Raw genomic sequence first — 24,672 nt, 5'->3', positions numbered from 1 at the left:
GCTTGTAGCTAGCGGAAAGAGAGAGGTAATCCAATGGCTGGACCCCAGCGCCGCGGAAGCGGTGCCGGTGGCGGCGAGCGGCGGGACCGGAAGGGCCGTGACGGCGGCGCTGCTGCCGCCGAGAAGACCGCGTACGTTGAGCGCGTCGTCGCGATCAACCGCGTCGCCAAGGTTGTGAAGGGTGGTCGTCGCTTCAGCTTCACCGCGCTGGTCGTGGTGGGCGACGGTGACGGCACCGTGGGTGTCGGTTACGGCAAGGCCAAGGAGGTGCCGGCCGCCATCGCCAAGGGTGTGGAGGAGGCCAAGAAGCACTTCTTCAAGGTCCCCCGGATCCAGGGCACCATCCCGCACCCCATCCAGGGTGAGAAGGCGGCCGGTGTCGTGCTGCTCAAGCCCGCGTCGCCCGGTACCGGTGTTATCGCCGGTGGCCCGGTGCGTGCCGTGCTCGAGTGCGCCGGTATCCACGACGTGCTGTCGAAGTCGCTCGGCTCCGACAACGCGATCAACATCGTGCACGCGACCGTGGAGGCCCTCAAGGGCCTGCAGCGTCCCGAGGAGATCGCGGCCCGCCGTGGTCTGCCCCTCGAGGACGTCGCTCCCGCGGCTCTGCTGCGTGCGCGTGCCGGGGCGGGTGCGTAATCATGGCGCAGCTCAAGATCACGCAGGTCAAGTCCTACATCGGCAGCAAGCAGAACCACCGTGACACCCTGCGCTCCCTTGGTCTCAAGGGGATCAACACGCAGGTCGTCAAGGAGGACCGCCCCGAGTTCCGCGGCATGGTGCACACCGTCCGCCACCTCGTGACGGTCGAGGAGGTCGACTGATCATGGCGGAGCAGAACCCGCTCAAGATCCACAACCTCCGTCCCGCCCCCGGCGCCAAGACCGCCAAGACCCGTGTCGGTCGTGGTGAGGCGTCGAAGGGTAAGACGGCCGGTCGTGGTACCAAGGGCACCAAGGCCCGTTACCAGGTTCCGGAGCGCTTCGAGGGCGGCCAGATGCCGCTGCACATGCGCCTCCCGAAGCTGAAGGGCTTCAAGAACCCGTTCAAGACCGAGTACCAGGTCGTCAACCTCGACAAGCTGGCCGCGCTCTACCCCGAGGGTGGCGAGGTCACGGTCGAGTCCCTGGTGGCCAAGGGCGCCGTTCGCAAGAACAGCCTGGTCAAGGTCCTCGGCCAGGGTGAGGTCTCCGTGGCGCTGCAGGTGACGGTGGACGCCGTCTCCGGCTCCGCCAAGGAGAAGATCACCGCTGCCGGCGGCACCGTCACCGAGCTCGTCTGAGTCCGTTCGGACGTCTCGATGACGTAAGCAAGTCCCGACCGGGGATACCTCACAATGAGGTATCCCCGGTTGGTCGTTCCAAGGGGGGCAGTGTCGCCGGTAAGGTGGCCTGCACTGTTCACTTCCTTATTCGTCGAACCTCAAGACCGTCACCCTTGACGCTGTTGCGCGGGGGTCGCAGGAGGCACCGTGCTCACCGCGTTCGCCCGGGCGTTCAAGACGCCCGACCTGCGCAAGAAGCTGCTCTTCACGCTCGGCATCATCGTGGTCTACCGGGTCGGTACCCACATCCCGATCCCCGGCGTCAACTACACGGCCGTCCAGCAGTGCGTGGACGAGGCCTCCGGCAACCAGGGCCTCTTCGGCCTGGTCAACATGTTCAGCGGCGGCGCGCTGCTGCAGATCACGGTCTTCGCGCTGGGCATCATGCCGTACATCACGGCGAGTATCATCCTGCAGCTGCTGACCGTGGTGATCCCGCGTCTGGAAGCCCTCAAGAAGGAGGGGCAGGCCGGCACGGCGAAGATCACCCAGTACACCCGTTACCTGACGGTGGCGCTCGCGATCCTGCAGGGCACCGGCCTGGTGGCCACCGCCCGCAGCGGCGCCCTCTTCAGCGGCTGCACCGTCGCGTCGAGCATCGTCCCCGACCAGGCGATCTTCACCACCATCACCATGGTGGTCTGCATGACCGCCGGTACGGCCGTCGTCATGTGGCTCGGTGAGCTGATCACCGACCGCGGCATCGGCAACGGCATGTCGATCCTGATGTTCATCTCGATCGCCGCCACCTTCCCCTCGGCCCTGTGGGCCATCAAGAAGTCGGGCACCCTGGCGGGCGGCTGGATCGAGTTCGGCACCGTCATCCTCGTCGGCCTGGTCATGGTCGGTCTGGTCGTCTTCGTCGAGCAGGCCCAGCGCCGGATCCCGGTGCAGTACGCCAAGCGCATGATCGGCCGTCGTTCCTACGGCGGGACGTCGACCTACATTCCGCTGAAGGTCAACCAGGCGGGTGTGATCCCCGTCATCTTCGCGTCGTCGCTGCTTTACATTCCGGCGCTGGTCGCCCAGTTCTCCGGAGGCAACTCGAGCTGGAAGACCTGGATCGAGCAGAACCTGACCAAGGGCGATCACCCGATTTACATCACTTCGTACTTCTTGCTCATCGTTTTCTTCGCGTTCTTCTACGTGGCGATCTCCTTCAACCCCGAGGAAGTCGCAGACAACATGAAGAAGTATGGTGGTTTCATCCCGGGCATCCGGGCTGGCCGACCGACCGCTGAGTATCTGAGCTACGTACTCAACCGGATCACCTGGCCGGGTTCGCTGTACTTGGGTCTGATCGCTCTCGTGCCGACGATGGCGTTGGTTGGGTTTGGGGCGAACCAGAACTTCCCGTTCGGTGGGACCAGCATCCTGATCATCGTGGGTGTCGGTCTCGAGACGGTGAAGCAGATCGAGAGCCAGCTCCAGCAGCGCAATTACGAAGGGTTCCTCCGCTGATGCGAATCGTCCTCGTCGGGCCGCCAGGTGCCGGAAAGGGCACGCAGGCCACGCGCCTCGCCGCGAAGCTGCGCGTCCCGCACATCTCCACGGGCGACCTGTTCCGGGCCAACATCAGCCAGCAGACCGAGCTGGGCAAGCTCGCCAAGTCCTACATGGACGCAGGCAACCTCGTTCCCGACGAGGTCACGATCGCGATGGCGAAGGACCGGATGGAGCAGCCGGACGCCGAGGGCGGCTTCCTGCTCGACGGTTTCCCGCGCAACGTCTCGCAGGCCGAGGCGCTCGACGAACTGCTGACGACCGAGGCCATCAAGCTGGACGCGGTTCTCGACCTGGAAGTCTCCGAGGAAGAGGTCGTCAAGCGGATCGCCGGCCGGCGCATCTGCCGCAACGACTCCTCCCACGTCTTCCACGTGACGTACAGCAAGCCGAAGCAGGAAGGCGTCTGCGACGTCTGCGGTGGCGAGCTGTACCAGCGCGACGACGACTCCGAGGAGACGGTCCGCAAGCGGCTCGAGGTCTACCACACGCAGACCGAGCCGATCATCGACTACTACAAGGCGCAGGGGCTGGTCGTCACGATCTCGTCCCTCGGCCCGGTCGAGGAGATCACGCAGCGCGCCCTGGAGGCGCTCAAGCGCGAGGACGACGACAAGTAGTCGTCGGTCCGGTACGGCCGTGGCACCCGGATGGGCGTCACGGCCGTACTGTTGTGCAGTAACCGGTTGACGCGAGTGACGGAGAGCGCAGGGCCCCCATGGTGCAGATCAAGACCGCCGAGCAGATCGCCAAGATGCGTGAGGCGGGGCTGGTCGTCGCCGCCATCCACGCGGCCACCCGCGAGGCCGCCGTGCCCGGGGCCACTACCAGGGACCTGGACCAGGTGGCGCGCAAGGTGCTCGCCGAGCACAACGCCAAGCCGAACTTCCTCGGCTACGGCGGCTTCCCGGCGACGATCTGCACCTCGGTCAACGAGGTCGTCGTCCACGGCATCCCGTCCGACGAGGTCGTCCTCAAGGACGGCGACATCATCTCCATCGACTGCGGCGCCATCATTGACGGCTGGCACGGCGACGCCGCGTACACGGCGTTCGTCGGCTCCGGTCACGCCCCGGAGCTGATCGAGCTCTCCCGGGTCACGGAAGAGTCCATGTGGGCCGGCATCGCGGCGATGAAGCAGGGCAACCGGCTCGTCGACGTCTCCCGCGCCATCGAGACGTACATCCGCCGTCAGCCCAAGCCCGGCGGCGGCCGCTACGGCATCATCGAGGACTACGGCGGCCACGGCATCGGCACCGAGATGCACATGGACCCGCACCTGCTGAACTACGTCGACCGGCGCCGCGGCAAGGGCCCCAAGCTGGTCCCCGGCTTCTGCCTGGCCATCGAGCCGATGGTCTCCCTGGGCACCCCGAAGACGGAGGTCCTGGACGACGACTGGACGGTCATCACCACGGACGGCACCTGGTCCTCCCACTGGGAGCACTCGGTGGCCCTGACCGAGCAGGGCCCGCTGGTCCTGACGGCCCCGGACGGCGGCCGGGCCAAGCTGGCGGAGTACGGCGTCACGGCCGCTCCGGACCCGCTCGCTTAATGATCTCTGTCTGGGGCAGACTTCCTCGATTCGTCTTTCCGGGTGCGCTGACGTAGACTGACTCGTCGGCTCTCGTGCACCCGCATGTCCGCATGCGCCCGTAAGGGACGCGAGAGAGTCGATCAAGGTAGTCGATTCGAAGGGCGAAGCGTGGCCAAGAAGCAAGGTGCCATCGAGATCGAGGGCACTGTCGTCGAGTCTCTGCCGAACGCCATGTTCAAGGTCGAGCTCCAGAACGGCCACCAGGTCCTGGCACACATCAGCGGCAAGATGCGCATGCACTACATCCGCATCCTCCCTGACGACCGGGTCGTGGTGGAGCTGTCTCCGTACGACCTGACGCGTGGCCGGATCGTCTACCGGTACAAGTAGATCTTGCCCGCACTCCGCTTCGGCGGGGTGGTGGCACTGACCCGGAGAACCTCAATCCCATGAAGGTCAAGCCGAGCGTCAAGAAGATCTGCGACAAGTGCAGGGTGATCCGCCGTCACGGTCGGGTCATGGTCATCTGCGAGAACCCGCGCCACAAGCAGCGCCAGGGCTGACGCACGATCGACCGATCCCTCTGCATCGACATCGCAGGGATTCGCGCGACGCGAGCTGAATTGTTCATACGCAGGACCCGGGCGAGCGATCGCCCGACACCCCCGGTTCGGAGGCCGGGGACCCGGTTCGTACCTGATACGGCGGCCGGGAGCCGGTGCTGCGGAAGACCTCCGAAGATCAACTGGAGCCATTGAATGGCACGCGTTTCCGGTGTTGACATCCCGCGCGAAAAGCGCGTGGAGGTCGCCCTCACCTACGTGTTCGGCATCGGCCGGACCCTCTCGAAGCAGACGCTGGACGCCACCGGCGTCGACCCGAACACCCGCGTTCGCGACCTCTCCGAGGAGCAGCTCGTCGCGATCCGCGAGTACGTCGACAACAACATCAAGACCGAGGGTGACCTCCGTCGCGAGATCCAGGCCGACATCCGCCGCAAGGTCGAGATCGGCTGCTACCAGGGTCTGCGGCACCGCCGCGGTCTGCCGGTCCGCGGTCAGCGCACCAGCACCAACGCCCGTACCCGCAAGGGCCCGCGTCGCGCCATCGCCGGCAAGAAGAAGCCGGGCAAGAAGTAGTCCTCAGCGGACGCCTGTCCACGGTCTTCGCTGCAGGACCGACCACCTCCCGTAGGAGTAATAGATGCCCCCCAAGGGTCGTCAGGGCGCTGCCAAGAAGGTGCGCCGCAAGGAAAAGAAGAACGTCGCTCACGGCCACGCGCACATCAAGAGCACGTTCAACAACACGATCGTCTCCATCACGGACCCGTCCGGCAACGTGATCTCCTGGGCCTCCGCCGGCCATGTCGGCTTCAAGGGCTCCCGGAAGTCCACGCCGTTCGCCGCGCAGATGGCCGCCGAGTCGGCCGCCCGCCGCGCCCAGGAGCACGGCATGCGCAAGGTCGACGTGTTCGTCAAGGGCCCGGGCTCCGGTCGTGAGACCGCGATCCGCTCCCTGCAGGCGACGGGTCTCGAGGTCGGCTCCATCCAGGACGTCACCCCGACCCCGCACAACGGCTGCCGTCCGCCGAAGCGCCGCCGCGTCTGACGCTGCGGTGCAGCGGGCGGGCCTCCTGCTGGGGGTGCGGGGGTCGTCCCCCGCAATGTCGCAGCACGGCTGTCGTCCGCCGAAGCGCCGCCGCGTCTGACGCTCGCCGCTTCACGGCTTCGGGACCGGGCGGTACGGCACTGTCAAAGCGCCGTATCGCCCGTACCCTTGCAGTACCCGCGCTTTTCACGGGCGCGGTTTCCGTCGGGCGTCAAATAGCGGGCGTCCACGAATGAAGGATCTCCACACATGCTGATCGCTCAGCGTCCCTCGTTGACCGAAGAGGTCGTCGACGAGTTCCGCTCCCGGTTCGTGATCGAGCCGCTGGAGCCGGGCTTCGGCTACACCCTCGGCAACTCCCTCCGCCGGACCCTCCTGTCCTCGATCCCCGGTGCGGCGGTCACGTCGATCCGGATCGACGGCGTGCTGCACGAGTTCACCACCGTGCCGGGCGTCAAGGAGGACGTCACCGACCTGATCCTCAACATCAAGCAGCTGGTCGTCTCCTCGGAGCACGACGAGCCGGTCGTGATGTACCTGCGCAAGCAGGGCCCGGGTCTGGTCACCGCCGCCGACATCGCGCCCCCGGCCGGTGTCGAGGTGCACAACCCCGACCTCGTCCTCGCCACGCTCAACGGCAAGGGCAAGCTGGAGATGGAGCTGACGGTCGAGCGCGGCCGCGGTTACGTCTCCGCCGTGCAGAACAAGCAGGTGGGCCAGGAGATCGGCCGTATCCCGGTCGACTCCATCTACAGCCCCGTGCTGAAGGTCACGTACAAGGTCGAGGCCACGCGTGTCGAGCAGCGCACCGACTTCGACAAGCTGATCGTCGACGTCGAGACCAAGCAGGCCATGCGTCCGCGTGACGCCATGGCGTCGGCCGGCAAGACCCTGGTCGAGCTGTTCGGTCTGGCCCGCGAGCTCAACATCGACGCCGAGGGCATCGACATGGGCCCGTCCCCGACGGACGCCGCCCTGGCCGCCGACCTCGCGCTGCCGATCGAGGAGCTGGAGCTCACGGTCCGCTCCTACAACTGCCTCAAGCGTGAGGGCATCCACTCCGTGGGTGAGCTCGTCGCCCGCTCCGAGGCCGACCTGCTGGACATCCGCAACTTCGGTGCGAAGTCCATCGACGAGGTCAAGGCGAAGCTGGCCGGCATGGGCCTGGCCCTGAAGGACAGCCCGCCCGGATTCGACCCCACCGCCGCGGCGGACGCCTTCGGGGCGGACGACGACGCGGACGCGGGCTTCGTCGAGACCGAGCAGTACTAAGAGCTCGGGCCTTCTGGGTCCGTTCTTGGGTGCGGGTGCGGGTGCGGGTGCGCTGTGGCTGGTCGCGCTCGCGCGACGGAGTCGCATATCGACACCGCCCCGCGCCCCTTCCGGGAGCGCCCCTTCGGGGCTGCTCCCGGATCTCCGACAGGCGACCGCCCGCTCGGATACTGACTCCGGTACCTGATACGGCCGGGGCAGACATACAGGAGAAAGAACATGCCGAAGCCCACCAAGGGTGCCCGTCTGGGCGGCAGCGCCGCGCACGAGAAGCTGCTCCTCGCGAACCTCGCGAAGGCGCTGTTCGAGCACGGCCGCATCACCACCACCGAGGCGAAGGCGCGCCGGCTGCGCCCGTACGCCGAGCGTCTGGTCACCAAGGCGAAGAAGGGCGACCTTCACAACCGCCGTCAGGTGCTCCAGGTCATCACGGACAAGAGCGTCGTCCACACGCTCTTCACCGAGATCGGCCCGCGCTACGAGAACCGTCCCGGTGGCTACACCCGCATCACCAAGATCGGTAACCGCCGTGGCGACAACGCGCCCATGGCCGTCATCGAGCTGGTCGAGGCGCTGACCGTCGCGCAGCAGGCGACCGGTGAGGCCGAGGCCGCCACCAAGCGTGCGGTCAAGGAGGCCGAGGAGGCCAAGGCGGAGGAGACCAAGGCCGACGAGGCCCCGGTCGAGGACGCCAAGCCGGCCGACGAGGCCGCCGAGGGCTCCGAGGAGTCCAAGGACGCCTGAGGCTCTGCCTGACGCAAACGCAAGCGGGCCCGCCCCCCTCGGGGCGGGCCCGCTTCCGTGTTCCTGAGAGGATCCAGGGGTGAGTGACGAAGTACAGCCCGGTTACGTCCGCGTCCGCCTCGACCTGTCCTACGACGGCACCGACTTCTCCGGCTGGGCCAGGCAGGCCGGCGGCCGGCGGACCGTGCAGGGGGAGATCGAGGACGCGCTGCGGACGGTCACCCGGTCCAGGGAGACGTACGAGCTGACGGTGGCGGGGCGGACCGACGCCGGGGTGCACGCCCGGGGGCAGGTGGCGCACGTCGATCTGCCGCGCGAGGTCTGGGGCGAGCACCACGACAAGCTCCTCAAGCGGCTCGCGGGCCGCCTGCCCAAGGACGTGCGGGTGTGGGCGCTCAGGGAGGCGCCCAGCGGCTTCAACGCCCGCTTCTCCGCGGTCTGGCGCCGCTACGCCTACCGGGTCACCGACAACCCCGGCGGCGTCGACCCGCTGCTGCGGAACCACGTCCTGTGGCACGACTGGCCGCTGGACGTCGACGCCATGAACGAGGCGGCGCGGGCGCTGCTCGGCGAGCACGACTTCGCCGCCTACTGCAAGAAGCGGGAGGGCGCGACGACGATCCGCACGCTCCAGGAGCTCGGCCTCGCGCGCGGCGACGACGGGATCATCACCGCGACCGTCCGCGCCGACGCCTTCTGCCACAACATGGTGCGCTCGCTGATCGGCGCGCTGCTGTTCGTGGGCGACGGGCACCGCGGGACCGACTGGCCCGGGAAGGTGCTGGCGGCCGGCGTACGGGACTCCGCCGTGCACGTGGTACGGCCGCACGGGCTGACCCTGGAGGAGGTCGGCTACCCGGCCGACGAGCTGCTGGCCGCGCGCAGCAGGGAGGCCCGCAACAAGCGGACGCTGCCCCGGGCCGGGTGCTGCTGACGCCCGGCCCGGCTACTGGTTCGCCGCCGCCGACGCCTGGGCCTCGCCGCGGCGGCGGATCTGGCGGAAGGTGAACTGGGCCAGGTCGTCGCCGGTGGAGAAGACCGCGGTGTCCTTGGTCGTGACGTCCTTGCCGCTGGTGAAGCCGGTGATGGTGAAGTAGGCGTAGCGGCCGTAGGAGTTGGTCGTGGAGCGGCAGACGGCGCCGTTGCAGAAGGCCTTGACGCCCTTGCCGGCCAGGGACCTGACGATGCTCTGCTTGTCCGCCTGGCCCTTGGCGCTGGTCGCCGCGGCCTCGGTGTCGAAGACGGCCACGCCGACCGTCACGGCGACGCCGTCCTTGACGTAGGTGACCCGCATCAGGCGGGTGCACTTGTTGGCGGTGAGCACCTTCGGGAGGGTGCCCTGGGCGGCCGAGGCGCAGTTCGTGGTGTCCGCGGTCGGGCCCTTCTTGTACACGGTCGAGCCCATGGTGAGCTGCGTGCCCGGGAAGAGCGCCTGGACGTCGAGCGGGGCGGTGTCCTTGGTCTTGCTGGAGACGAACTCCTTCGGGTCCAGCGGGGGCGGGGCGCTGGTCGGCTCGAAGGACGGGACCGCCGTGCTGCTGCTCGGTATGTCCGCCGTCGAGGGGAGCCCGGTCGTCCGGTTCGAGGCATCGTTGTCGTCGTTCGCGGACACCACGGCCATCGCGACGGCGGTGCCTATCGCGATGGTGGCGACGGCGCCGCCGCCGATGAACAGCAGCCGGCGCCGTTTGTTGCGCGTCTCGGACGCCTCGGCGAGCGCGGCCCAGTCCGGTGTGTCGCCGCTGTTGCCGTTGTTCCACGGCTGCTGGGAATGCGGTTTCCAGGGATCCCACTGGGACGGGGGTCCCCCCTGCTGCCCGAAGCTCATGGGGCGCATCTTAGACGGGGGTTGGCGGGCCCGGTGGTGGCCGCGGGACCTGCCGCGGGGACCTTTCCGGCACGGCGGCACATCTCGGCCCGTCCGTGTCGAGGAGGGCTCGTTTTGACCCGTACGTGCGACCCCGGTATCCTGCATCTTCGTTGTGTATTGGCTCGCTCGTTCTCACGCGAGAGGCCCATACCTAGGTTCCCTGGAGCAGTTACCAGTGGGCGGCATACGGGCAGCGTCCCCGGCATTGTCGTCCCCAGCTGCACGATCGCTTCAGTGATGCCACGTGTCAGCACCCATCCACTGAAGAAAAAGGCTGCGAAGTGCGTACATACAGCCCCAAGCCCGGCGATGTGACTCGCCAGTGGCACGTCATCGACGCTCGGGACGTCGTCCTGGGCCGTCTGGCCACGACCGCCGCGTCTCTTCTCCGCGGCAAGCACAAGCCGATCTACGCGCCGCACGTCGACACCGGTGACTTCGTCATCATCATCAACGCCGACAAGGTGCACCTCTCCGGCAACAAGCGGACCCAGAAGATGGCGTACCGCCACTCCGGCTACCCGGGTGGTCTGCGCTCCGTCCGTTACGACGAGCTGCTGGACAAGAACCCCGAGAAGGCCATCGAGAAGGCCGTCAAGGGCATGCTCCCCAAGAACACCCTGGGCCGTCAGATGCTCACGAAGCTGAAGGTCTACGCGGGCGAGAACCACCCCCACGCTGCCCAGCAGCCGGTTCCGTTCGAGATCACCCAGGTCGCGCAGTAATTCCGGCCACCCCCTAAGACTGAAGAGAATCTGAGGAGCATCGTGGCCGAGACCACTGCCGAGCAGCCGCTCGAAGAGCTTGACATCGACAGCTACACCACCGAGTCCGAGGTTCCGGTGGAGGGTGAGTACACCTCCGAGTCCCTCGCCTCGCGCTTCGGTGAGCCCCAGCCGGCCGCCGGCCTGGGCCGCCGCAAGAACGCCATCGCCCGCGTCCGGATCGTTCCGGGCTCCGGCAAGTGGAAGATCAACGGGCGCACCCTCGAGGACTACTTCCCGAACAAGGTGCACCAGCAGGAAGTCAACGAGCCGTTCAAGGTCCTCGAGCTCGAGGGCCGCTACGACGTCATCGCCCGCATCGCCGGCGGCGGTGTCTCCGGCCAGGCCGGTGCGCTCCGTCTCGGTGTCGCCCGCGCGCTGAACGAGGCCGACGTCGACAACAACCGCGGCCCGCTGAAGAAGGCCGGGTTCCTGCGCCGCGACGACCGTGCGGTCGAGCGCAAGAAGGCCGGTCTGAAGAAGGCCCGCAAGGCCCCGCAGTACAGCAAGCGCTAAACCCGGCTGCTTCGCAGCTGCCTGCTCGTACGAACGCCCCGGCGGCACGCCACTGTGCTGTCGGGGCATTCGTTTATCGCCATCGGGGGCGTATAACGGCACAAGATGCTCAACGGCTTGTGTGATCGGATGCTTGTCATCCATCGTCAGGCGCTTCCGAAACTGACGCTTCTCAGGAGGACAAGTGGGACGACTCTTCGGCACGGACGGCGTGCGCGGCGTCGCCAACGCGGACCTGACGGCGGAGATGGCGCTCGGCCTCTCCGTGGCCGCGGCGCACGTACTGGCCGAGGCGGGCACCTTCGATGGCCACCGCCCGACGGCGGTCGTCGGACGGGACCCGCGCGCGTCCGGGGAGTTCCTGGAGGCGGCCGTGGTCGCGGGCCTGGCGAGCGCGGGCGTGGACGTGCTGCGGGTCGGCGTGCTGCCGACGCCGGCGGTCGCGTACCTGACCGGCGCGCTCGGCGCCGACCTCGGCGTGATGCTCTCCGCCAGCCACAACGCCATGCCCGACAACGGCGTCAAGTTCTTCGCGCGCGGCGGCCACAAGCTCGCCGACGACCTGGAGGACCGCATCGAGGCCGTGTACGACGCGCACCGGCACGGTGAGCCCTGGGAGCGGCCCACCGGCGCGGGCGTCGGACGCGTACGGGACTACGAGGAGGGCTTCGACAAGTACGTCGCCCACCTGATCGCCGTACTGCCCAACCGCCTCGACGGGCTGAAGGTCGTCCTCGACGAGGCGCACGGCGCCGCCGCCCGGGTCTCGCCCGAGGCGTTCTCGCGGGCCGGCGCCGAGGTGATCACGATCGGCGCCGAGCCGGACGGGCTCAACATCAACGACGGCTGCGGCTCCACCCACCTCGGCAAGCTGAAGGCGGCCGTCGTCGAGCACGGCGCCGCCCTCGGCATCGCCCACGACGGCGACGCCGACCGCTGCCTCGCCGTCGACCACACCGGCGAGGAGGTGGACGGCGACCAGATCCTGGCCGTGCTCGCGCTGGCGATGCGGGAGCGTTCCGCACTGCGCTCCGGCACCGTCGTCGCGACGGTCATGTCGAACCTGGGCTTCAAGCTGGCGCTGGAGCGGGAGGGCCTGAAGCTCGTCCAGACCGCGGTCGGCGACCGCTATGTGCTGGAGGAGATGAAGCAGCACGGGTACGCGCTCGGCGGCGAGCAGTCCGGGCACGTGATCATCCTGGACCACGCGACGACCGGCGACGGCACGCTGACCGGCCTGATGCTGGCCGCCCGGGTCACCGAGACCGGGCGGTCGCTGAAGGACCTCGCGTCCGTCATGGAGCGGCTGCCGCAGGTGCTGATCAACGTGCCGGACGTGGACAAGTCCCGGGTGAAGACATCGGCGGAACTGGCCGCCGCCGTCGCCGAGGCCGAGCGGGAGCTGGGCGCGACCGGGCGGGTGCTGCTGCGCTCGTCCGGGACCGAGCCGCTGGTCCGCGTGATGGTCGAGGCCGCGGACATCGAGCAGGCGCGGTCGGTGGCCGAGCGGCTCGCCGACGCGGTGAAGTCGGCGCTGGGCTAGCACCGGCCCACCGGGTCACCGCGTGGGGCGCCCGGGGTTCACTGCCCCGGGCGCCTGCTGAGTCGTTCGCGCTGCTTGGTCCAGAACCACTTCTGGGACAGCAGCGTCAGCGTGCCGGCCAGCACGATGCCCAGCAGGTTCAGCAGCAGCTGCTCCGTGGAGCCCCAGGTCTGCTTCGTGTCGCCGTAGCTCAGCGCGATGGCCGCGTTGGCGGCGGCGGGGACGGTCGTGACCGAGATGGCCACGCCCACCAGGGCGCCGGACTTGGCCGAGGTCAGGGAGAGCGTGCCGGCCGCGCCGGCCAGCACCGCCACGATGAAGCTGAAGGCGTCGGGTGCGTAGACGAAGCTCGTCTGGGGGCGCTCGCCCTCCAGCTTCGCCTCCGAGAACAGGCCGAGCGCGTCCATGAAGAGGCTGAAGCCCACCGTCGCCGCCATCGCCAGGGCGAAGCCCACCAGCAGCGCGACCGCGGAGCGCAGCGCGAGGCGCGGGGCCCGCTGCACGATCGAGGTGGAGATGCCGGCCAGCGGGCCGAACTCCGGGCCCACCGCCATGGCGCCCACGATCAGGATGGCGTTGTCCAGCACGACACCGCAGGCCGCGATCATCGTCGCGAGGACGATGAAGGACACGTAGGTGACGGAGAGCGTCGACTCCTCGTGCGTGGCGTCGGTGAGGTGCTCCCACAGGACCGCGTCCGCGGCCTCGCCGGGCGCCTCCTCCTCGGCCTTCTCGGCGCGCTCGGACAGGGACAGGTCGATGTTCTCGACGGCGATCGAGCCTTCGCGGTCCAGGCCCAGCTCCTGCAGCTCGGACAGGAGCTCGTCGCCGGCCTCGCGGGCGACGTCGCACAGCACGACGTCCCCGGCCGGGTTGCGCGCGGCCCCCGGCAGCACGACCAGGTGGGCGGTCCCGACGGTTTTCTCTATGAGGCGGACCACGTCGTCGGTCCTCCCGGACGGCGTGATCAGGCGCACATGCAGCATGGCCGCAGCGTAGCGGTCACAGCTTGCGCAGACGCAGGCGCTGCACCTTGTGGTCCGGGCCCTTGCGCAGGACCAGGGTGGCGCGGCCGCGGGTGGGCGCGATGTTCTCGGTGAGGTTGGGCTTGTTGATGGTGCGCCACAGCATGCGTGCGTAGTCCAGGGCCTCCTCCTCCGACACCTGGGTGTACTTGCGGAAGTAGGAGGACGGGTTCTGGAAGGCGGTATGCCGCAGCTTCCTGAACCGGCTGAGGTACCAGCGCTCGATGTCGTCGGCGCTCGCGTCGACGTACACGCTGAAGTCGAAGTAGTCGGCGAGACCGACCCGGGTGCGGCCGTCGGTGCCGGGCAGGGCGGGCTGCAGGACGTTGAGTCCCTCGACGATGAGGATGTCGGGGCGGCGGACGGTGTACCGCTCGCCCGGGACGATGTCGTAGATCAGGTGGGAGTAGACGGGCGCGGCCACCTCGGCCTTGCCCGCCTTGACGTCGGCGACGAAGCGGGTGAGCGCGCGGCGGTCGTAGGACTCGGGGAAACCTTTCCGCGACATCAGGCCGTGGGCCTGGAGCTCCCTGGTGGGCAGCAGGAAGCCGTCCGTGGTGACGAGTTCGACGCGCGGGTGCTCGGGCCAGCGCGACAGCAGCGCCTGCAGCAGACGGGCGACGGTCGACTTGCCGACCGCCACCGAACCGGCGACCCCTATGACGAAGGGCGTGCCGGACTGGGACCCCTGCTCGCCGAGGAAGGTGTTCAGAGCGCCCCGGAGGCCGTCCGTGGCGCCGACGTAGAGGTTGAGGAGCCTGGACAGCGGAAGGTAGATGTCCCGCACCTCGTCGAGGTCGATGACGTCGCCGAGGCCGCGCAGCTTCTCGACCTCCTCGGCGGTGAGCGGCAGCGGCGTCTTGTCGCGCAGCGCGCTCCACTCGGCTCGGGTGAGGTCGACGTAGGGAGTCGCCTCCGGCCGCTGCCGGTGGGCGCTCCGGGGCATCGAGGGGACCGGAGAGATCACAGTCCATTGTTAACGGAGTTTGAACAACTCGGTGGGTGGGGTCCGTCACGCTGTCCGTCACGCTGTCCGTCACGCTCGCCGCGCGCGGTCGCGGGCGGCGGCGTGGGCGGCGGCGTGGGCGCTCTTGCGGCGCCGTACGTGCGCCCGTATCACTCCGTCAGTGCGCTCGTACGACAGTGGGAATTTCCGATTTCGGGCACGCGACGGCTCTTTTCGCCGGGTGTCGGCCCGTAGGCTGCCACGCATGTGCGGAATCGTGGGATACGTGGGGGCGCAGTCGGCGCTCGATGTCGTGATGGCCGGACTGCGGCGGCTGGAGTACCGGGGCTACGACTCGGCGGGCGTGGCCGTGGCGGTGGACGGCGGGCTCGCCGCCGCCAAGAAGGCCGGGAAGCTGGTCAACCTGGAGAAGGAGCTGGCGGACCGGCCCCTGCCGACGGGGTCGACCGGCATCGGGCACACCCGCTGGGCCACGCACGGCGGGCCGACGGACGCCAACGCCCACCCGCACCTGGACAACGCGGGCCGCGTCGCCGTCGTCCACAACGGCATCATCGAGAACTTCGCTTCCCTGCGGGCCGAGTTGGCGGAGCGGGGCCACGAACTGGCCTCCGAGACCGACACCGAGGTCGTCGCGCACCTGCTGGCCGAGGAGTTCTCCTCCTGCGCCGACCTCGCGGAGGCGATGCGGCTGGTGTGCCGGCGGCTGGAGGGCGCGTTCACGCTGGTCGCGGTGCACGCCGACGAGCCGGACGTCGTCGTGGGCGCCCGCCGCAACTCCCCGCTCGTGGTGGGCGTCGGCGAGGGGGAGGCGTTCCTCGCCTCGGACGTCGCCGCGTTCATCGCGCACACGCGGTCGGCGATCGAGCTGGGGCAGGACCAGGTGGTGGAGCTGCGCCGGGACGGTGTGACGGTCACCGGCTTCGACGGACGGCCCGCCGACGTGCGCTCGTACCACGTCGACTGGGACGCGTCCGCGGCGGAGAAGGGCGGCTACGACTACTTCATGCTCAAGGAGATCGCCGAGCAGCCGAAGGCGGTCGCCGACACGCTGCTGGGGCGCATCGACGCGTCCGGCGCGCTGACCCTGGACGAGGTGCGGATCTCCGCCTCCGAGCTGCGCGAGGTGGACAAGGTCGTCATCGTCGCGTGCGGCACGGCCTTCCACGCCGGGCTGATCGCCAAGTACGCGATCGAGCACTGGACCCGCATCCCGTGCGAGGTGGAGCTGGCCAGCGAGTTCCGCTACCGCGACCCGATCCTGGACGCCCGTTCGCTGGTGATCGCCATCTCCCAGTCCGGCGAGACCATGGATACGCTGATGGCGCTGCGGCACGCCCGCGAGCAGGGCTCCAGGGTGCTGGCGATCTGCAACACCAACGGCTCGACGATCCCGCGCGAGTCGGACGCGGTGCTCTACACGCACGCCGGGCCGGAGGTCGCGGTCGCGTCCACGAAGGCATTCCTCACCCAGCTCGTGGCGTGCTACCTGGTGGCGCTGTACCTGGGCCAGGTGCGGGGCACCAAGTGGGGCGACGAGATCTCCGCCGTCATCCGGGACCTGTCGCACATCTCCGGCGAGGTGGAGCAGGTGCTGGAGACCATGGAGCCGGTGCGGGAGCTGGCCCGGTCCCTGGCGGACAAGGACACGGTGCTGTTCCTGGGGCGGCACGTGGGCTACCCGGTGGCGCTGGAGGGCGCGCTGAAGCTGAAGGAACTCGCGTACATGCACGCGGAGGGCTTCGCGGCGGGTGAACTGAAGCACGGGCCGATCGCGTTGATCGAGGACGACCTGCCGGTCGTCGTGGTGGTGCCCTCGCCGCGCGGCCGGTCCGTGCTCCACGACAAGATCGTCTCCAACATCCAGGAGATCCGGGCGCGGGGCGCGCGGACGATCGTGATCGCGGAGGAGGGCGACGAGGCGGTGGTCCCCTACGCGGACCACCTCGTCCGCATTCCCGCCACGCCGACCCTGCTGCAGCCGCTGGTGGCCACGGTGCCGTTGCAGGTCTTCGCCTGCGAGCTGGCGACCGCCCGCGGCAACGAGGTCGACCAACCGCGCAACCTGGCCAAGTCGGTGACGGTGGAGTAGGTCCGGTCCGGGGAGTAGGTCCGGTCCGGGAGTAGAGCCCGTCCGGGGAGTGGGGCCGGTCCGGGGAGTAGAGCCCGTCCGGCCTGATCCACCGGACCGGCCCTGGGCGTCGCCCCGGGGTCAGCCGTTCCCGAGCTGGTCCTGCCGGTAGAGCCGGCGGGCGGTGCGGATCAGCCAGTACTCCAGCAGGAGGGCGCCGATCCCAGGGAAGCGGATCGTGTGCGATTCGGCGTTGACGAAGAGGGCGACCAGGAGCACGGGCCACAGCACGGCCAGCGCGGTGGTGAGGGCGAACCGGGCCGTCACGCGCCCGGTGCGCTTCCGTCCGGCGGGGGCCTTCCGCCCGGCCTTCCGCTCGGCCTCTTGCCCGGCTGCTCGCTCGCGCGGCCGGGGTATCTCCTCCTCGGTGCGGGCCGGCAGCGGGACGACCGCGTCGGCGGGGACGGCGGCGTCCAGCACCGCGATCCGCTCGGCCGTGACGTCCCGGAACAGGGTCGGCTCCACGGCCACGCGGAAGCCGTCGAGGCCGGTCAGGTGCCGGGCGCCGTCGGGGCGGGTGGTCATCGCGGCGCAGGCGTCGTACCGCACGGTGACCAGGCCGCCCGGCAGCGACAGGGTCACGCCCCGGTCCCCGATGACCAGCGTGACGTCGTCGTCCTCCAGCGACGGGTGCAGCGAGCCGGAGACCCCGGACGAGGAGTACTGCGGGGCGAGGCTGAGGCCCGCCCAGTCGGCGCCCCGGGTCGGCACCTGGAGCAGTCCGGCGTCCCAGGCCTCGCGGGCGACCTCGCGCAGGTCCGCTAGCGTGACCGCCTCCAACTCGGCCCTGTGCTCTTCCGGACCGAGGATCCGGTGACCGAGCAGCAGGCTCAGCGCGTACGACGGCAGCATGGTCGCGCCGAGGTCGGGAACGTCGTAGAGCTTGAGCAACTTGCCGCGGGCGGAGTCGAGTTCGGCCTGCTCGATGCGGCCGGCGCGCAGCCGCGCGAAGGCGTCGACGAAGCCGCCGACCACCGCGTCCTGCTTCTGAGGGAGCGCGTCGGCGTATGCGGTCAGGGTGGCGAAATCGGCGTCGCGCGGGGTGTAGTCGGCCTCCGCCGAGTACGAGTAGCCGCCCTTCTGGCGCAGGTCCTGGAAGAGGGCGCGGCCGAGGACGTCGGCGAACACGGCAGCCGCGGTGGAGCGGCGCAGCACGGAGGTGAAGACGAGGTGGCCGTCGTCGCCGCGGATCCAGGCGGGCGTGACGGGCAGGGCGCTGGTCGCGGCCGGTGCGGGGATGCGGCGGCCGGCGGGCAGGCCGAGGTCCAGGCCGTCCGGCACCCGGTCGCCGGTGATCCACAGCACTGCGTTGTCGCGGGTGAAACGGGTCTCGGCCCAGTGCCGCACCTGATCGGCGGTCAGGCTCCGGGTGCCGAGTTCTTCGTAGCTGGACAGGCCGTAGCCCTGGGCGCCGTAACGCCACAGCGGCAACTGGGACATGGGCCCGTTCGCGCGGTTGCGGGCCTCCGTCCGCAGGATCTCCTTCTCCGTCTCCAGCCGGTCCAGCGGCAGGTCGCGCAGGGCCGCGCAGACGCCGTTGAGGTAGGTGACGACCTCGTCCTCGTCGCCGGTGACGTGGAAGAGGGTGTACGTGTTCGCCGTGGCCCCGTTGTAGTGCAGGTCGGACAGGCCCAGGCGGTGCAGGGCGAGGTGCTCGACGAGGTGGGTGACGCCGGAGGTGGGCAGGGTCTCGTCGGCGCGGCCCACGCGGAAGAAGAGACCGGCGGTGAGGGCGCCGGGGCGCGGGGCGAGCAGGGTGGGGATGCCGTGGACGGTGGTGTGGTCGACGAGGCCGTCGAGGACGGCGAGTTCCGTGCCCGCCGCCGGCTGCGTGACCGGTTCCGCCGCCGGCTGCGTGACCGGTTCCGTGGCCGGCTGCGTGACCGGTTCCGCGGCCGGGGCGTGGTCCTGCGTGGTCATGTGTGCGTCCATCGTGTGTCCGTCCCCCCTCAGAGCGTCGCCAGCGCGGCCGTGCGGTACTTCGCGAACCGGCTCTTCCAGTCCGGCAGGTACTGCCAGAAGGACTCGGAGGCCGTGTCGCCCAGGGCCGCGAAGTGCCGTGCGGCGTCGTGGAGATGGCCGCCGAGCGAGAAGGCCAGGGCGAAGGTGCTGTGGCCGCCGATGTGGTGCCAGCCCGGACGGTGGCCGGGGTGCAGCACGGAGACCTGGGCGGCGTGGCGCAGGTCGTCGCGGACCGCGATGTCCCGCATGTACTCCTGGGCCTTCGCGCCGTCGAGGTCCAGCCAGTGCTCGATGTGGGCCTCGGCGACCAGGACTCCGGAGTAGGAGCCGTCCGGCGCCTTGCTCGCGCACTCCCGGGCGAAACCGTGCGCGGCCTCCCAGGAACCGCCCCACTTGGGGCAGAGCTGCTGCAGCAACTGCGACTGCGCGCGGAAGAGGTGGGGGTGGTGCTCCGCCAGCCGTTCGTAGCGCCGCCGGGCCTCTGACTGCCCCAGCTCCAGGCCGCGGGCGGTGAGCAGCCGGGCGGTCCAGGCGGGCGCGTACCCGGGCTGCTCCGCGCACACCTCGATCAGCAGGTGCTCGGCCTTGCGCAGCCAGGAGTGGAACTCGTCGAACTGGTCCCGCGACACGTGCTGGGCCCGGGCGCCGCTGCGGACGCGCCAGCCGATGCGGATGTAGCGCTCGGCGAGCAGTGTGCGCGGCAGCGGGTCGGCGGGCAGGGCCTTGGCAGCGGCTTCCAGGTACGCCTCGGTCCGCTCCAGATCGGCGAGTTGGCCCGTGGCGAAGGTGACCTTCTCGACGGAGTCGAGCCCCGTGAAGAAGTCCCGGGTGGCTGCCCAGTCACCGTCCCAGGCGGCGGTGCGCAGCGCGGCCAGCTCGGGCAGCGCGTCGAACGGATCGGTCACCGGAGCCGATGAGCCGGCGGGTCTGCCGCCCTTCTCGGTCCCCGTGCCGGTGGTGCTTCTGCCCATGCGGACGCCCCCCTTGGCGCGACGAATGTGCGGGCGCGCAGACTGGCCCCCCAGGCGCGCGAGAGTCTGTGCAGGTTAGCAGGGGGGTACGACAGGAAGAGGCGTGCACCGCCTCCCCCCGGTCAGTGAGCGCGGCGCTTCAGGGCCCCGACGAAGGCGGCGAAGGCCTCGGCCGGGAAGGTGAGGGTTGCCCTGGCCGGGGTCTTGGAGTCGCGGACGGATATGCGGGCGGGGCCGGTGGCTATCTCGACGCAGGAGTCACCGTCGCCGGGGCCTGAGTAGGACGACTTCCGCCAGTTCTCGGGCGTGTCCATGGGTGCCTCACAGCTCTTTCGCCAGCCTGTGGATGAAGTCACGCGACCGCTCGGGGGTGAGCGAGACGGCCTCCACCTTACGGAAGAGCGTTCGAAAGGCGTCGAGCTGGGCGGCGGAATCGATGAACGCCGCACCGTGCGGTCCGTCCCGGACGACGGTGTCCAGCCTGGGTACCGGCCCTCCCGCATACGTCATGGCGCTCGCGGCGCCGGCGAAGCCCGGCAGGTCGAAGGGGATGACGCGCACGGTGACGTGGTCTGCCTCGGACAGCTCCAGCACGCGCCGGAGCTGGGCTCGCGAGGCGGCACGGTCGCTGACCATGATGCGCAGCGCCGCTTCGTGAATGACCGCTTCGTACGGCTTGGGGGAGGGACCTTCCAGGATCACCTTCCGCCGCATGCGGTGCTGGACACGCAACTCCAGTTCCTCGTCGGGAAGCTCGGGGACTCGGTAGGCGTAGACGGCGCGAGCGTAGTCCTCCGTCTGAAGAGGACCGGGGACGTAGAGGAACTGAGCCTCCTGCAGGAACGTGGCGTGGTGCTCCAGTTCGGCCAGATCGAGGAACGGCGTGGGCAGTGACCCGCGGTACTCCTCCCACCAGCCGCGCGTCCGGTCGGTGGCCATGACCACGAGGGCTTCGACCAACTTGTCATCGGAACAGGAATAGTTGGCGGCAAGGCGACGCAGACGCTGCTCGCTCACACCCGAAGTGCCCGACTCGATCTGGCTGATCTGGACGGAGTTCACCCCGAGCAGTGCCGCTGCCTCACGTGCGCTGAGGCCTGCCGCCTCGCGGAGCCTGCGAAGTTCGACCGCCAGGCGCATCTGCCGAGCCGTGGGCTCGCGCTTGGTCCCCATCGACGACTCCTTGGCTCAACGTATTTGCCGGCGCGACTCGTTCGGGGGCAGATTACGCGATCGGCTTGCTGTTTCTTAAATTTAAGGTCTACCGTCGGTGACGCGTCGCACACTCTGCGAAATGCCGGGGCGCCGGAAGCGCACCGCTCCGTCCTGCCGTGACGGACGCGGCAACGACACCGGAGCCCGGCCTCGAACCCCTCTTTCCGTCAACGGAGTCGACCATGCCCGAAAGTGAACCGTGGGAGTACTGCCTCTACATCCCGAACGACCCCCGCGCCGTCACCGTCAGCCGCCGCACCCTCCGCCTGATCCTCACCCTGCACGGACTGATCCGTCTGGTCGACGTCGCCGAACTCCTCGCGGCCGAACTCGTCACGAACGCCGTGTCCCACACCAAGGGGCCCGCCGCGCTGCGGGTGCGCTGTGCGGCCGGGGTGCTGCGGATCGGGGCGTGGGACGCCGACCCGGAGCCGCCCGAGCCGCCGCGGTCCCCGGGCCAGCCCGCCGACTTGGAGAACGGCCGCGGTCTCGCCCTCGTCCGCGCCTGCGCCGACCTGTGGGGCTGGCATCCACTGGCCAGGCACGGCAACCGGGGCAAATTCGTGTGGTGCGAACTGGCAGCGGCGTGAACGTTTCCCCGCCGCTCGAAAGGGTGAACGCATTGCGATTGCCCGGACAGCCCATCCCTTGATCCATTTAGGTTGCGTACATGGTCACACAAGCTCACGAGGGAATGCACCGCATCTTCCAGGAGCGGCCCGAGGTACTGGCTCCTGTTTTCGGGGTGCTGGGTTTCCCGTTCTCCGCGAAGGCGACGGTGGATGCTGTCACTACGGACGTGACAGAGGCCCGGCCGCTGGAACGGCGCGTGGACACCGTGCTGCGGATCGGCCCGTCCGATGGCGAGGACTTCCTGCTCGCCATCGAATCGCAGTCGAAGAGAGTTCCCGGCAAGGAGGCGAGCTGGGCGTACTACGTCGCGTTCCTTCGGGCGAAGTACGGTCTGCCCGTGCTGCTCCTGGTGGTCTGCCAGGACAGAGCCACGGCCAAGTGGGCGGCTGGTCCCTTCGACTGCGGCACGCGCGACTGGACGGCTCAGCGGACGTATCCACTGGTGGTCGGCCCGGACAACCTTCCGGTGATCATCGACGCCAGGACCGTGGCGAAGAACCTCCCACTGGCCGTGCTGTCGGCCCTGGCGCACGCCCGAAGCGCCGACTGCGGCGCCATACTGGAGGCGATCAGCAGCGCCCTTCAGGAACTCCAGGAAACGGATCCTGAGACGGCCGGGTACTTCTTCGACTTCTTGGAAATCAATCTGGGGAACACCCCAGCCGGAGAGAAATGGAAGGAAATCATGTCGTTCGTCAGCTACTTCCCCGGCCGTGGGACGGTTCGTGAGACCGCCTACCTGGAAGGCAAGGCCGAAGGCAAGGTCGAAGACCGCGCCTCGCTGATTCTGCGCGTGCTGGAGTTGCACGGTGTCCCCGTCCCGGAGGACGCGCGGGAGCGCATCACCACGTGTACCGACCTCGACGCGCTCGCTCGCTGGTTCGACCGCTCCCTGACGGCCACGGCGGCCGAGGATCTGTTCGCCGAGGATCCGGAGGCACCGGCGGCCGGTCCTGAACAGGGCTGAGCCGCGCGGATCGTAGAGTGCCCGGGTGAGCATCATCGGGGTCGGTATCGACGTGGCCGAGATCGAGCGGTTCGCGGCGTCGCTGGAGCGTACGCCCGGACTGGCTCGACGGCTTTTCCTGGACGGGGAGTTGCTGCTGCCCGGCGGGGAGCGCAGGGGCGTCGCCTCGCTCGCCGTCCGGTTCGCCGCCAAGGAGGCGCTGGCCAAGGCGCTCGGCGCGCCGGCCGGGCTGCTGTGGACGGACGCCGAGGTCTTCGTCGAGGACAGCGGGCAGCCGAGGCTGCGGGTGAAGGGCACCGTGGCCGCGCGCGCCGCGGATCTGGGGGTGCGGTCCTTCCACGTGTCGCTGAGCCACGACGCGGGAGTCGCGTCGGCCGTGGTGATCGCGGAGGGCTGACCGGCCCACGGACCGGCCCACGTGCGGGCGCTGGCGCTTCCGGGGGAGACTCGACCCCATGCGTACTGCGTACAGCGTGGAGACGGTGCGGGCGGCCGAGCGGGAGCTGATGGCGCGGCTCCCGGACGGGGCGTTGATGCAGCGGGCGGCGGCCGGACTGGCAGCCGCCTGCGCCGACTTGCTCGGGCGGGTCTACGGCAGCCGGGTCGTCGTGCTCGTCGGCAGCGGGGACAACGGAGGTGACGCCCTGTACGCCGGTGCGCGGCTGGCCCGGCGCGGAGCCGGCGTCACGGCCGTGCTGCTCGCGCCCGAGCGGGCGCACGCCGGCGGACTGGCCGCGCTGCGCCGGGCCGGTGGGACCACCGTCCGGCCGGAGGACGCCGAGCCGCTGATCGAACGGGCCGACCTCGTCGTCGACGGCATCGTCGGCATCGGCGGCCAGGGCGGGTTGCGGCCGGACGCCGCGCCGCTGGCCGCCGCCGCCGAGCGGTCCCGGGCGGCCGTCGTCGCCGTCGACCTGCCGAGCGGTGTCGACGTCGACACGGGCGAGGTGCGCGGAGCCGCGGTGCGCGCCGATCTGACCGTCACCTTCGGGACCCACAAGCCGGGGCTGCTGATCGATCCCGCCCGCGCGCACGCCGGGTCCGTGCGGCTCGTCGACATCGGGCTCGGCGACGCCCTGCCCGACGAGCCCGAACTGGAGGCGCTGCAACACGCCGACGTGGCCTGCCTGCTGCCGGTGCCGACGGGGGAGAGCGACAAGTACCGGCGCGGGGTCGTCGGCATCGCCGCCGGGTCGGCGCGGTATCCGGGGGCCGCGGTGCTCGCGGTGTCCGGCGCGCTCCGGGGCGGCGCCGGGGCCGTGCGGTACGTGGGACCGGCCGGGGACGCCGTCATCGCCCGGTTCCCGGAGACGCTCGTGTCGGACCGGGGCCCCAGGCACGCCGGGCGGGTGCAGGCGTGGGTGGTGGGCCCCGGCGCCGGTGACGACGCGTCGGCCGTGGCGGAGGTGCTGTCGGCGGACGTGCCGGTGCTGATCGACGCTGACGGGCTGCGGCTCGCCGACGTCGACGCCGTACGGGCGCGCACGGCGCCGACGTTGATGACCCCGCACGCGGGAGAGGCCGCCGCGCTGCTCGGCGTGGCCCGGGAGGAGGTCGAGGGCGCGCGGCTGGCCTCCGCCCGCGAACTCGCCGCCCGCTACGACGCCACCGTCCTGCTCAAGGGCTCCACCACACTCGTCGCCGACCCCGGCGGCGGCCCCGTCCGGGTGAACCCGACCGGCACGTCCTGGCTGGCCACGGCCGGGAGCGGCGACGTGCTGTCGGGCCTCGCGGGTTCCCTGCTGGCGTCCGGACTGTCGGCGTCGGACGCCGGGAGCGCGGCCGCCTACCTGCACGGGCTGGCGGGGCGTTTCGCGGCGGACGGGGCGCCGGCGGGGGCCCACGACGTGGCCGAGGCGCTGCCACGGGCGTGGCGGGACGTGTGCCGCTGAGCGGGGGCGTCGAGCGGCCGCCCACCAGGGGGTTCGTGTGGGGGCGAACGTACGGCCGAGGGCGTCGCCGCGGGCGTGGCGTGACGTGGGCCCGCTGAGGGGATCGTCGAGCCGCTGAGCGGTTCGTGGAGCCGTTGCGCGGGTCCGTCGGTGCGTGCGGACGCGGGCGCCACGCGGGTCCGGGGGCCGGGGCGGCGGCAGGTGTCTGTCGGGTCCGGCCGGGGGCTC

The 24,672-nt window shown here is 70.0% G+C and carries 28 protein-coding genes; 21 read left to right on the top strand and 7 right to left on the bottom strand.

The window, feature by feature from the left end:
• Positions 1–33: 33 nt before the first annotated feature.
• The 13 genes from rpsE to truA all read left to right on the top strand — a co-directional run bounded on the left by rpsE (position 34) and on the right by truA (position 8,922).
• The gene (gene rpsE / locus ACH4ZX_RS13415; RefSeq protein ID WP_019753099.1) at positions 34–639 is read left to right on the top strand and encodes a 30S ribosomal protein S5; all 606 of its coding nucleotides are present in this window, start codon (positions 34–36) and stop codon (positions 637–639) included.
• A 2-nt stretch (positions 640–641) separates the two neighbouring features.
• A complete protein-coding gene (gene rpmD / locus ACH4ZX_RS13410; RefSeq protein WP_003974250.1) occupies positions 642–824 on the top strand; it encodes a 50S ribosomal protein L30 in 183 nt (60 codons plus the stop codon).
• A gap of 2 nt (positions 825–826) precedes the next feature.
• Positions 827–1,282, top strand: a complete 456-nt coding sequence (rplO, locus tag ACH4ZX_RS13405; RefSeq protein ID WP_324789180.1) for a 50S ribosomal protein L15 — start codon at positions 827–829, stop codon at positions 1,280–1,282.
• Between the two features lie 189 nt (positions 1,283–1,471).
• The gene (gene secY, locus ACH4ZX_RS13400) at positions 1,472–2,785 is read left to right on the top strand and encodes a preprotein translocase subunit SecY (RefSeq protein ID WP_398271755.1); all 1,314 of its coding nucleotides are present in this window, start codon (positions 1,472–1,474) and stop codon (positions 2,783–2,785) included.
• Complete coding sequence (locus ACH4ZX_RS13395; RefSeq protein ID WP_398271753.1) at positions 2,785–3,447, top strand: adenylate kinase; 663 nt, start codon at positions 2,785–2,787, stop codon at positions 3,445–3,447. Before secY ends, ACH4ZX_RS13395 begins: the two co-directional genes overlap by 1 nt.
• Positions 3,448–3,545: 98 nt before the next feature.
• On the top strand, positions 3,546–4,382 hold the full coding sequence (gene map / locus ACH4ZX_RS13390; protein ID WP_398271751.1) for a type I methionyl aminopeptidase: 837 nt from the start codon (positions 3,546–3,548) through the stop codon (positions 4,380–4,382).
• 150 nt (positions 4,383–4,532) lie between these two features.
• Complete coding sequence (infA, locus tag ACH4ZX_RS13385) at positions 4,533–4,754, top strand: translation initiation factor IF-1 (protein ID WP_003948620.1); 222 nt, start codon at positions 4,533–4,535, stop codon at positions 4,752–4,754.
• A gap of 59 nt (positions 4,755–4,813) precedes the next feature.
• Positions 4,814–4,927 (top strand): 50S ribosomal protein L36, encoded by a 114-nt coding sequence (rpmJ, locus tag ACH4ZX_RS13380; protein WP_003998809.1) that lies wholly within the window; start codon positions 4,814–4,816, stop codon positions 4,925–4,927.
• A 195-nt stretch (positions 4,928–5,122) separates the two neighbouring features.
• Entirely contained in the window at positions 5,123–5,503 is a 381-nt protein-coding gene (gene rpsM, locus ACH4ZX_RS13375) for a 30S ribosomal protein S13 (RefSeq protein WP_351890887.1), read from the top strand.
• Between the two features lie 64 nt (positions 5,504–5,567).
• Positions 5,568–5,972 (top strand): 30S ribosomal protein S11, encoded by a 405-nt coding sequence (gene rpsK / locus ACH4ZX_RS13370; RefSeq protein ID WP_003956432.1) that lies wholly within the window; start codon positions 5,568–5,570, stop codon positions 5,970–5,972.
• A 249-nt stretch (positions 5,973–6,221) separates the two neighbouring features.
• Positions 6,222–7,244, top strand: a complete 1,023-nt coding sequence (locus ACH4ZX_RS13365) for a DNA-directed RNA polymerase subunit alpha (RefSeq protein ID WP_003966937.1) — start codon at positions 6,222–6,224, stop codon at positions 7,242–7,244.
• A gap of 219 nt (positions 7,245–7,463) precedes the next feature.
• Positions 7,464–7,988, top strand: coding sequence for a 50S ribosomal protein L17 (rplQ, locus tag ACH4ZX_RS13360; protein WP_398271749.1), 525 nt, complete (start codon positions 7,464–7,466; stop codon positions 7,986–7,988).
• Positions 7,989–8,067: 79 nt separating this feature from the next.
• Positions 8,068–8,922 (top strand): tRNA pseudouridine(38-40) synthase TruA, encoded by an 855-nt coding sequence (gene truA / locus ACH4ZX_RS13355; RefSeq protein WP_398271747.1) that lies wholly within the window; start codon positions 8,068–8,070, stop codon positions 8,920–8,922.
• Between the two features lie 12 nt (positions 8,923–8,934).
• Here truA and ACH4ZX_RS13350 read toward each other — a convergent pair whose 3' ends face one another.
• Complete coding sequence (locus tag ACH4ZX_RS13350; RefSeq protein WP_398271745.1) at positions 8,935–9,816, bottom strand: hypothetical protein; 882 nt, start codon at positions 9,814–9,816, stop codon at positions 8,935–8,937.
• A 323-nt stretch (positions 9,817–10,139) separates the two neighbouring features.
• Here ACH4ZX_RS13350 and rplM point away from each other — a divergent pair, with 323 nt between their 5' ends.
• The 3 genes from rplM to glmM all read left to right on the top strand — a co-directional run bounded on the left by rplM (position 10,140) and on the right by glmM (position 12,681).
• Positions 10,140–10,583, top strand: coding sequence for a 50S ribosomal protein L13 (gene rplM, locus ACH4ZX_RS13345; protein ID WP_324789173.1), 444 nt, complete (start codon positions 10,140–10,142; stop codon positions 10,581–10,583).
• 42 nt (positions 10,584–10,625) lie between these two features.
• On the top strand, positions 10,626–11,138 hold the full coding sequence (gene rpsI / locus ACH4ZX_RS13340) for a 30S ribosomal protein S9 (RefSeq protein WP_030173946.1): 513 nt from the start codon (positions 10,626–10,628) through the stop codon (positions 11,136–11,138).
• Between the two features lie 184 nt (positions 11,139–11,322).
• A complete protein-coding gene (gene glmM / locus ACH4ZX_RS13335) occupies positions 11,323–12,681 on the top strand; it encodes a phosphoglucosamine mutase (protein ID WP_398271743.1) in 1,359 nt (452 codons plus the stop codon).
• Positions 12,682–12,719: 38 nt separating this feature from the next.
• On the opposite strand, the gene ACH4ZX_RS13330 is transcribed toward glmM, so the two are convergent.
• Positions 12,720–13,667 carry a DUF389 domain-containing protein gene (locus tag ACH4ZX_RS13330; protein ID WP_398271741.1) on the bottom strand — a complete coding sequence of 316 codons (948 nt, stop codon included), beginning with the start codon at positions 13,665–13,667 and terminating at the stop codon, positions 12,720–12,722.
• 16 nt (positions 13,668–13,683) lie between these two features.
• Positions 13,684–14,652 (bottom strand): type I pantothenate kinase, encoded by a 969-nt coding sequence (gene coaA, locus ACH4ZX_RS13325; RefSeq protein ID WP_398271860.1) that lies wholly within the window; start codon positions 14,650–14,652, stop codon positions 13,684–13,686.
• A gap of 265 nt (positions 14,653–14,917) precedes the next feature.
• Between coaA and glmS the strand changes: the two genes are divergently transcribed.
• Positions 14,918–16,765: a glutamine--fructose-6-phosphate transaminase (isomerizing) gene (glmS, locus tag ACH4ZX_RS13320; RefSeq protein WP_398271739.1), complete on the top strand. Its 1,848-nt coding sequence runs from the start codon at positions 14,918–14,920 to the stop codon at positions 16,763–16,765.
• A gap of 120 nt (positions 16,766–16,885) precedes the next feature.
• On the opposite strand, the gene ACH4ZX_RS13315 is transcribed toward glmS, so the two are convergent.
• From ACH4ZX_RS13315 to ACH4ZX_RS13300, 4 genes are all read right to left on the bottom strand, one after another.
• Positions 16,886–18,724: an insulinase family protein gene (locus ACH4ZX_RS13315; protein WP_398271737.1), complete on the bottom strand. Its 1,839-nt coding sequence runs from the start codon at positions 18,722–18,724 to the stop codon at positions 16,886–16,888.
• A 29-nt stretch (positions 18,725–18,753) separates the two neighbouring features.
• A complete protein-coding gene (locus ACH4ZX_RS13310) occupies positions 18,754–19,737 on the bottom strand; it encodes a hypothetical protein (protein ID WP_398271735.1) in 984 nt (327 codons plus the stop codon).
• A 122-nt stretch (positions 19,738–19,859) separates the two neighbouring features.
• Positions 19,860–20,051, bottom strand: coding sequence for a DUF397 domain-containing protein (locus ACH4ZX_RS13305; RefSeq protein WP_398271733.1), 192 nt, complete (start codon positions 20,049–20,051; stop codon positions 19,860–19,862).
• Between the two features lie 7 nt (positions 20,052–20,058).
• Entirely contained in the window at positions 20,059–20,910 is an 852-nt protein-coding gene (locus tag ACH4ZX_RS13300) for a helix-turn-helix domain-containing protein (RefSeq protein ID WP_398271731.1), read from the bottom strand.
• A gap of 224 nt (positions 20,911–21,134) precedes the next feature.
• Here ACH4ZX_RS13300 and ACH4ZX_RS13295 point away from each other — a divergent pair, with 224 nt between their 5' ends.
• The 4 genes from ACH4ZX_RS13295 to ACH4ZX_RS13280 all read left to right on the top strand — a co-directional run bounded on the left by ACH4ZX_RS13295 (position 21,135) and on the right by ACH4ZX_RS13280 (position 24,444).
• Positions 21,135–21,542, top strand: a complete 408-nt coding sequence (locus ACH4ZX_RS13295) for an ATP-binding protein (RefSeq protein WP_398271729.1) — start codon at positions 21,135–21,137, stop codon at positions 21,540–21,542.
• A gap of 80 nt (positions 21,543–21,622) precedes the next feature.
• Positions 21,623–22,552 (top strand): hypothetical protein, encoded by a 930-nt coding sequence (locus ACH4ZX_RS13290; RefSeq protein WP_398271727.1) that lies wholly within the window; start codon positions 21,623–21,625, stop codon positions 22,550–22,552.
• Positions 22,553–22,577: 25 nt separating this feature from the next.
• Complete coding sequence (locus ACH4ZX_RS13285; RefSeq protein ID WP_324789161.1) at positions 22,578–22,949, top strand: holo-ACP synthase; 372 nt, start codon at positions 22,578–22,580, stop codon at positions 22,947–22,949.
• Between the two features lie 58 nt (positions 22,950–23,007).
• Complete coding sequence (locus tag ACH4ZX_RS13280; protein ID WP_398271724.1) at positions 23,008–24,444, top strand: NAD(P)H-hydrate dehydratase; 1,437 nt, start codon at positions 23,008–23,010, stop codon at positions 24,442–24,444.
• Positions 24,445–24,672 lie beyond the last annotated feature (228 nt).

Origin of the sequence: Streptomyces sp. NPDC020490 (assembly GCF_044335305.1) — a bacterium.
Lineage (GTDB): Bacteria > Actinomycetota > Actinomycetes > Streptomycetales > Streptomycetaceae > Streptomyces.
Note: the sequence above shows the minus strand (reverse complement) of the source record. Positions and strands in the feature narration are given on the sequence as shown.

Excerpts from the sequence above, each read along its gene's own strand:
- ACH4ZX_RS13305 (WP_398271733.1), bottom strand. The coding sequence starts at position 20,051 with ATGGACACGCCCGAGAACTGGCGGAAGTCGTCCTACTCAGGCCCCGGC.
- rpsE (WP_019753099.1), top strand. The coding sequence starts at position 34 with ATGGCTGGACCCCAGCGCCGCGGAAGCGGTGCCGGTGGCGGCGAGCGG.
- ACH4ZX_RS13295 (WP_398271729.1), top strand. The coding sequence starts at position 21,135 with ATGCCCGAAAGTGAACCGTGGGAGTACTGCCTCTACATCCCGAACGAC.
- rplQ (WP_398271749.1), top strand. The coding sequence starts at position 7,464 with ATGCCGAAGCCCACCAAGGGTGCCCGTCTGGGCGGCAGCGCCGCGCAC.
- rplO (WP_324789180.1), top strand. The coding sequence starts at position 827 with ATGGCGGAGCAGAACCCGCTCAAGATCCACAACCTCCGTCCCGCCCCC.
- coaA (WP_398271860.1), bottom strand. The coding sequence starts at position 14,652 with ATGCCCCGGAGCGCCCACCGGCAGCGGCCGGAGGCGACTCCCTACGTC.
- ACH4ZX_RS13290 (WP_398271727.1), top strand. The coding sequence starts at position 21,623 with ATGGTCACACAAGCTCACGAGGGAATGCACCGCATCTTCCAGGAGCGG.
- ACH4ZX_RS13310 (WP_398271735.1), bottom strand. The coding sequence starts at position 19,737 with ATGGGCAGAAGCACCACCGGCACGGGGACCGAGAAGGGCGGCAGACCC.
- ACH4ZX_RS13395 (WP_398271753.1), top strand. The coding sequence starts at position 2,785 with ATGCGAATCGTCCTCGTCGGGCCGCCAGGTGCCGGAAAGGGCACGCAG.
- ACH4ZX_RS13365 (WP_003966937.1), top strand. The coding sequence starts at position 6,222 with ATGCTGATCGCTCAGCGTCCCTCGTTGACCGAAGAGGTCGTCGACGAG.
- rpmD (WP_003974250.1), top strand. The coding sequence starts at position 642 with ATGGCGCAGCTCAAGATCACGCAGGTCAAGTCCTACATCGGCAGCAAG.
- rpsM (WP_351890887.1), top strand. The coding sequence starts at position 5,123 with ATGGCACGCGTTTCCGGTGTTGACATCCCGCGCGAAAAGCGCGTGGAG.
- ACH4ZX_RS13300 (WP_398271731.1), bottom strand. The coding sequence starts at position 20,910 with ATGGGGACCAAGCGCGAGCCCACGGCTCGGCAGATGCGCCTGGCGGTC.
- rpsK (WP_003956432.1), top strand. The coding sequence starts at position 5,568 with ATGCCCCCCAAGGGTCGTCAGGGCGCTGCCAAGAAGGTGCGCCGCAAG.
- ACH4ZX_RS13280 (WP_398271724.1), top strand. The coding sequence starts at position 23,008 with ATGCGTACTGCGTACAGCGTGGAGACGGTGCGGGCGGCCGAGCGGGAG.
- glmS (WP_398271739.1), top strand. The coding sequence starts at position 14,918 with ATGTGCGGAATCGTGGGATACGTGGGGGCGCAGTCGGCGCTCGATGTC.
- map (WP_398271751.1), top strand. The coding sequence starts at position 3,546 with ATGGTGCAGATCAAGACCGCCGAGCAGATCGCCAAGATGCGTGAGGCG.
- ACH4ZX_RS13315 (WP_398271737.1), bottom strand. The coding sequence starts at position 18,724 with ATGACCACGCAGGACCACGCCCCGGCCGCGGAACCGGTCACGCAGCCG.
- ACH4ZX_RS13350 (WP_398271745.1), bottom strand. The coding sequence starts at position 9,816 with ATGAGCTTCGGGCAGCAGGGGGGACCCCCGTCCCAGTGGGATCCCTGG.
- rpmJ (WP_003998809.1), top strand. The coding sequence starts at position 4,814 with ATGAAGGTCAAGCCGAGCGTCAAGAAGATCTGCGACAAGTGCAGGGTG.
- ACH4ZX_RS13330 (WP_398271741.1), bottom strand. The coding sequence starts at position 13,667 with ATGCTGCATGTGCGCCTGATCACGCCGTCCGGGAGGACCGACGACGTG.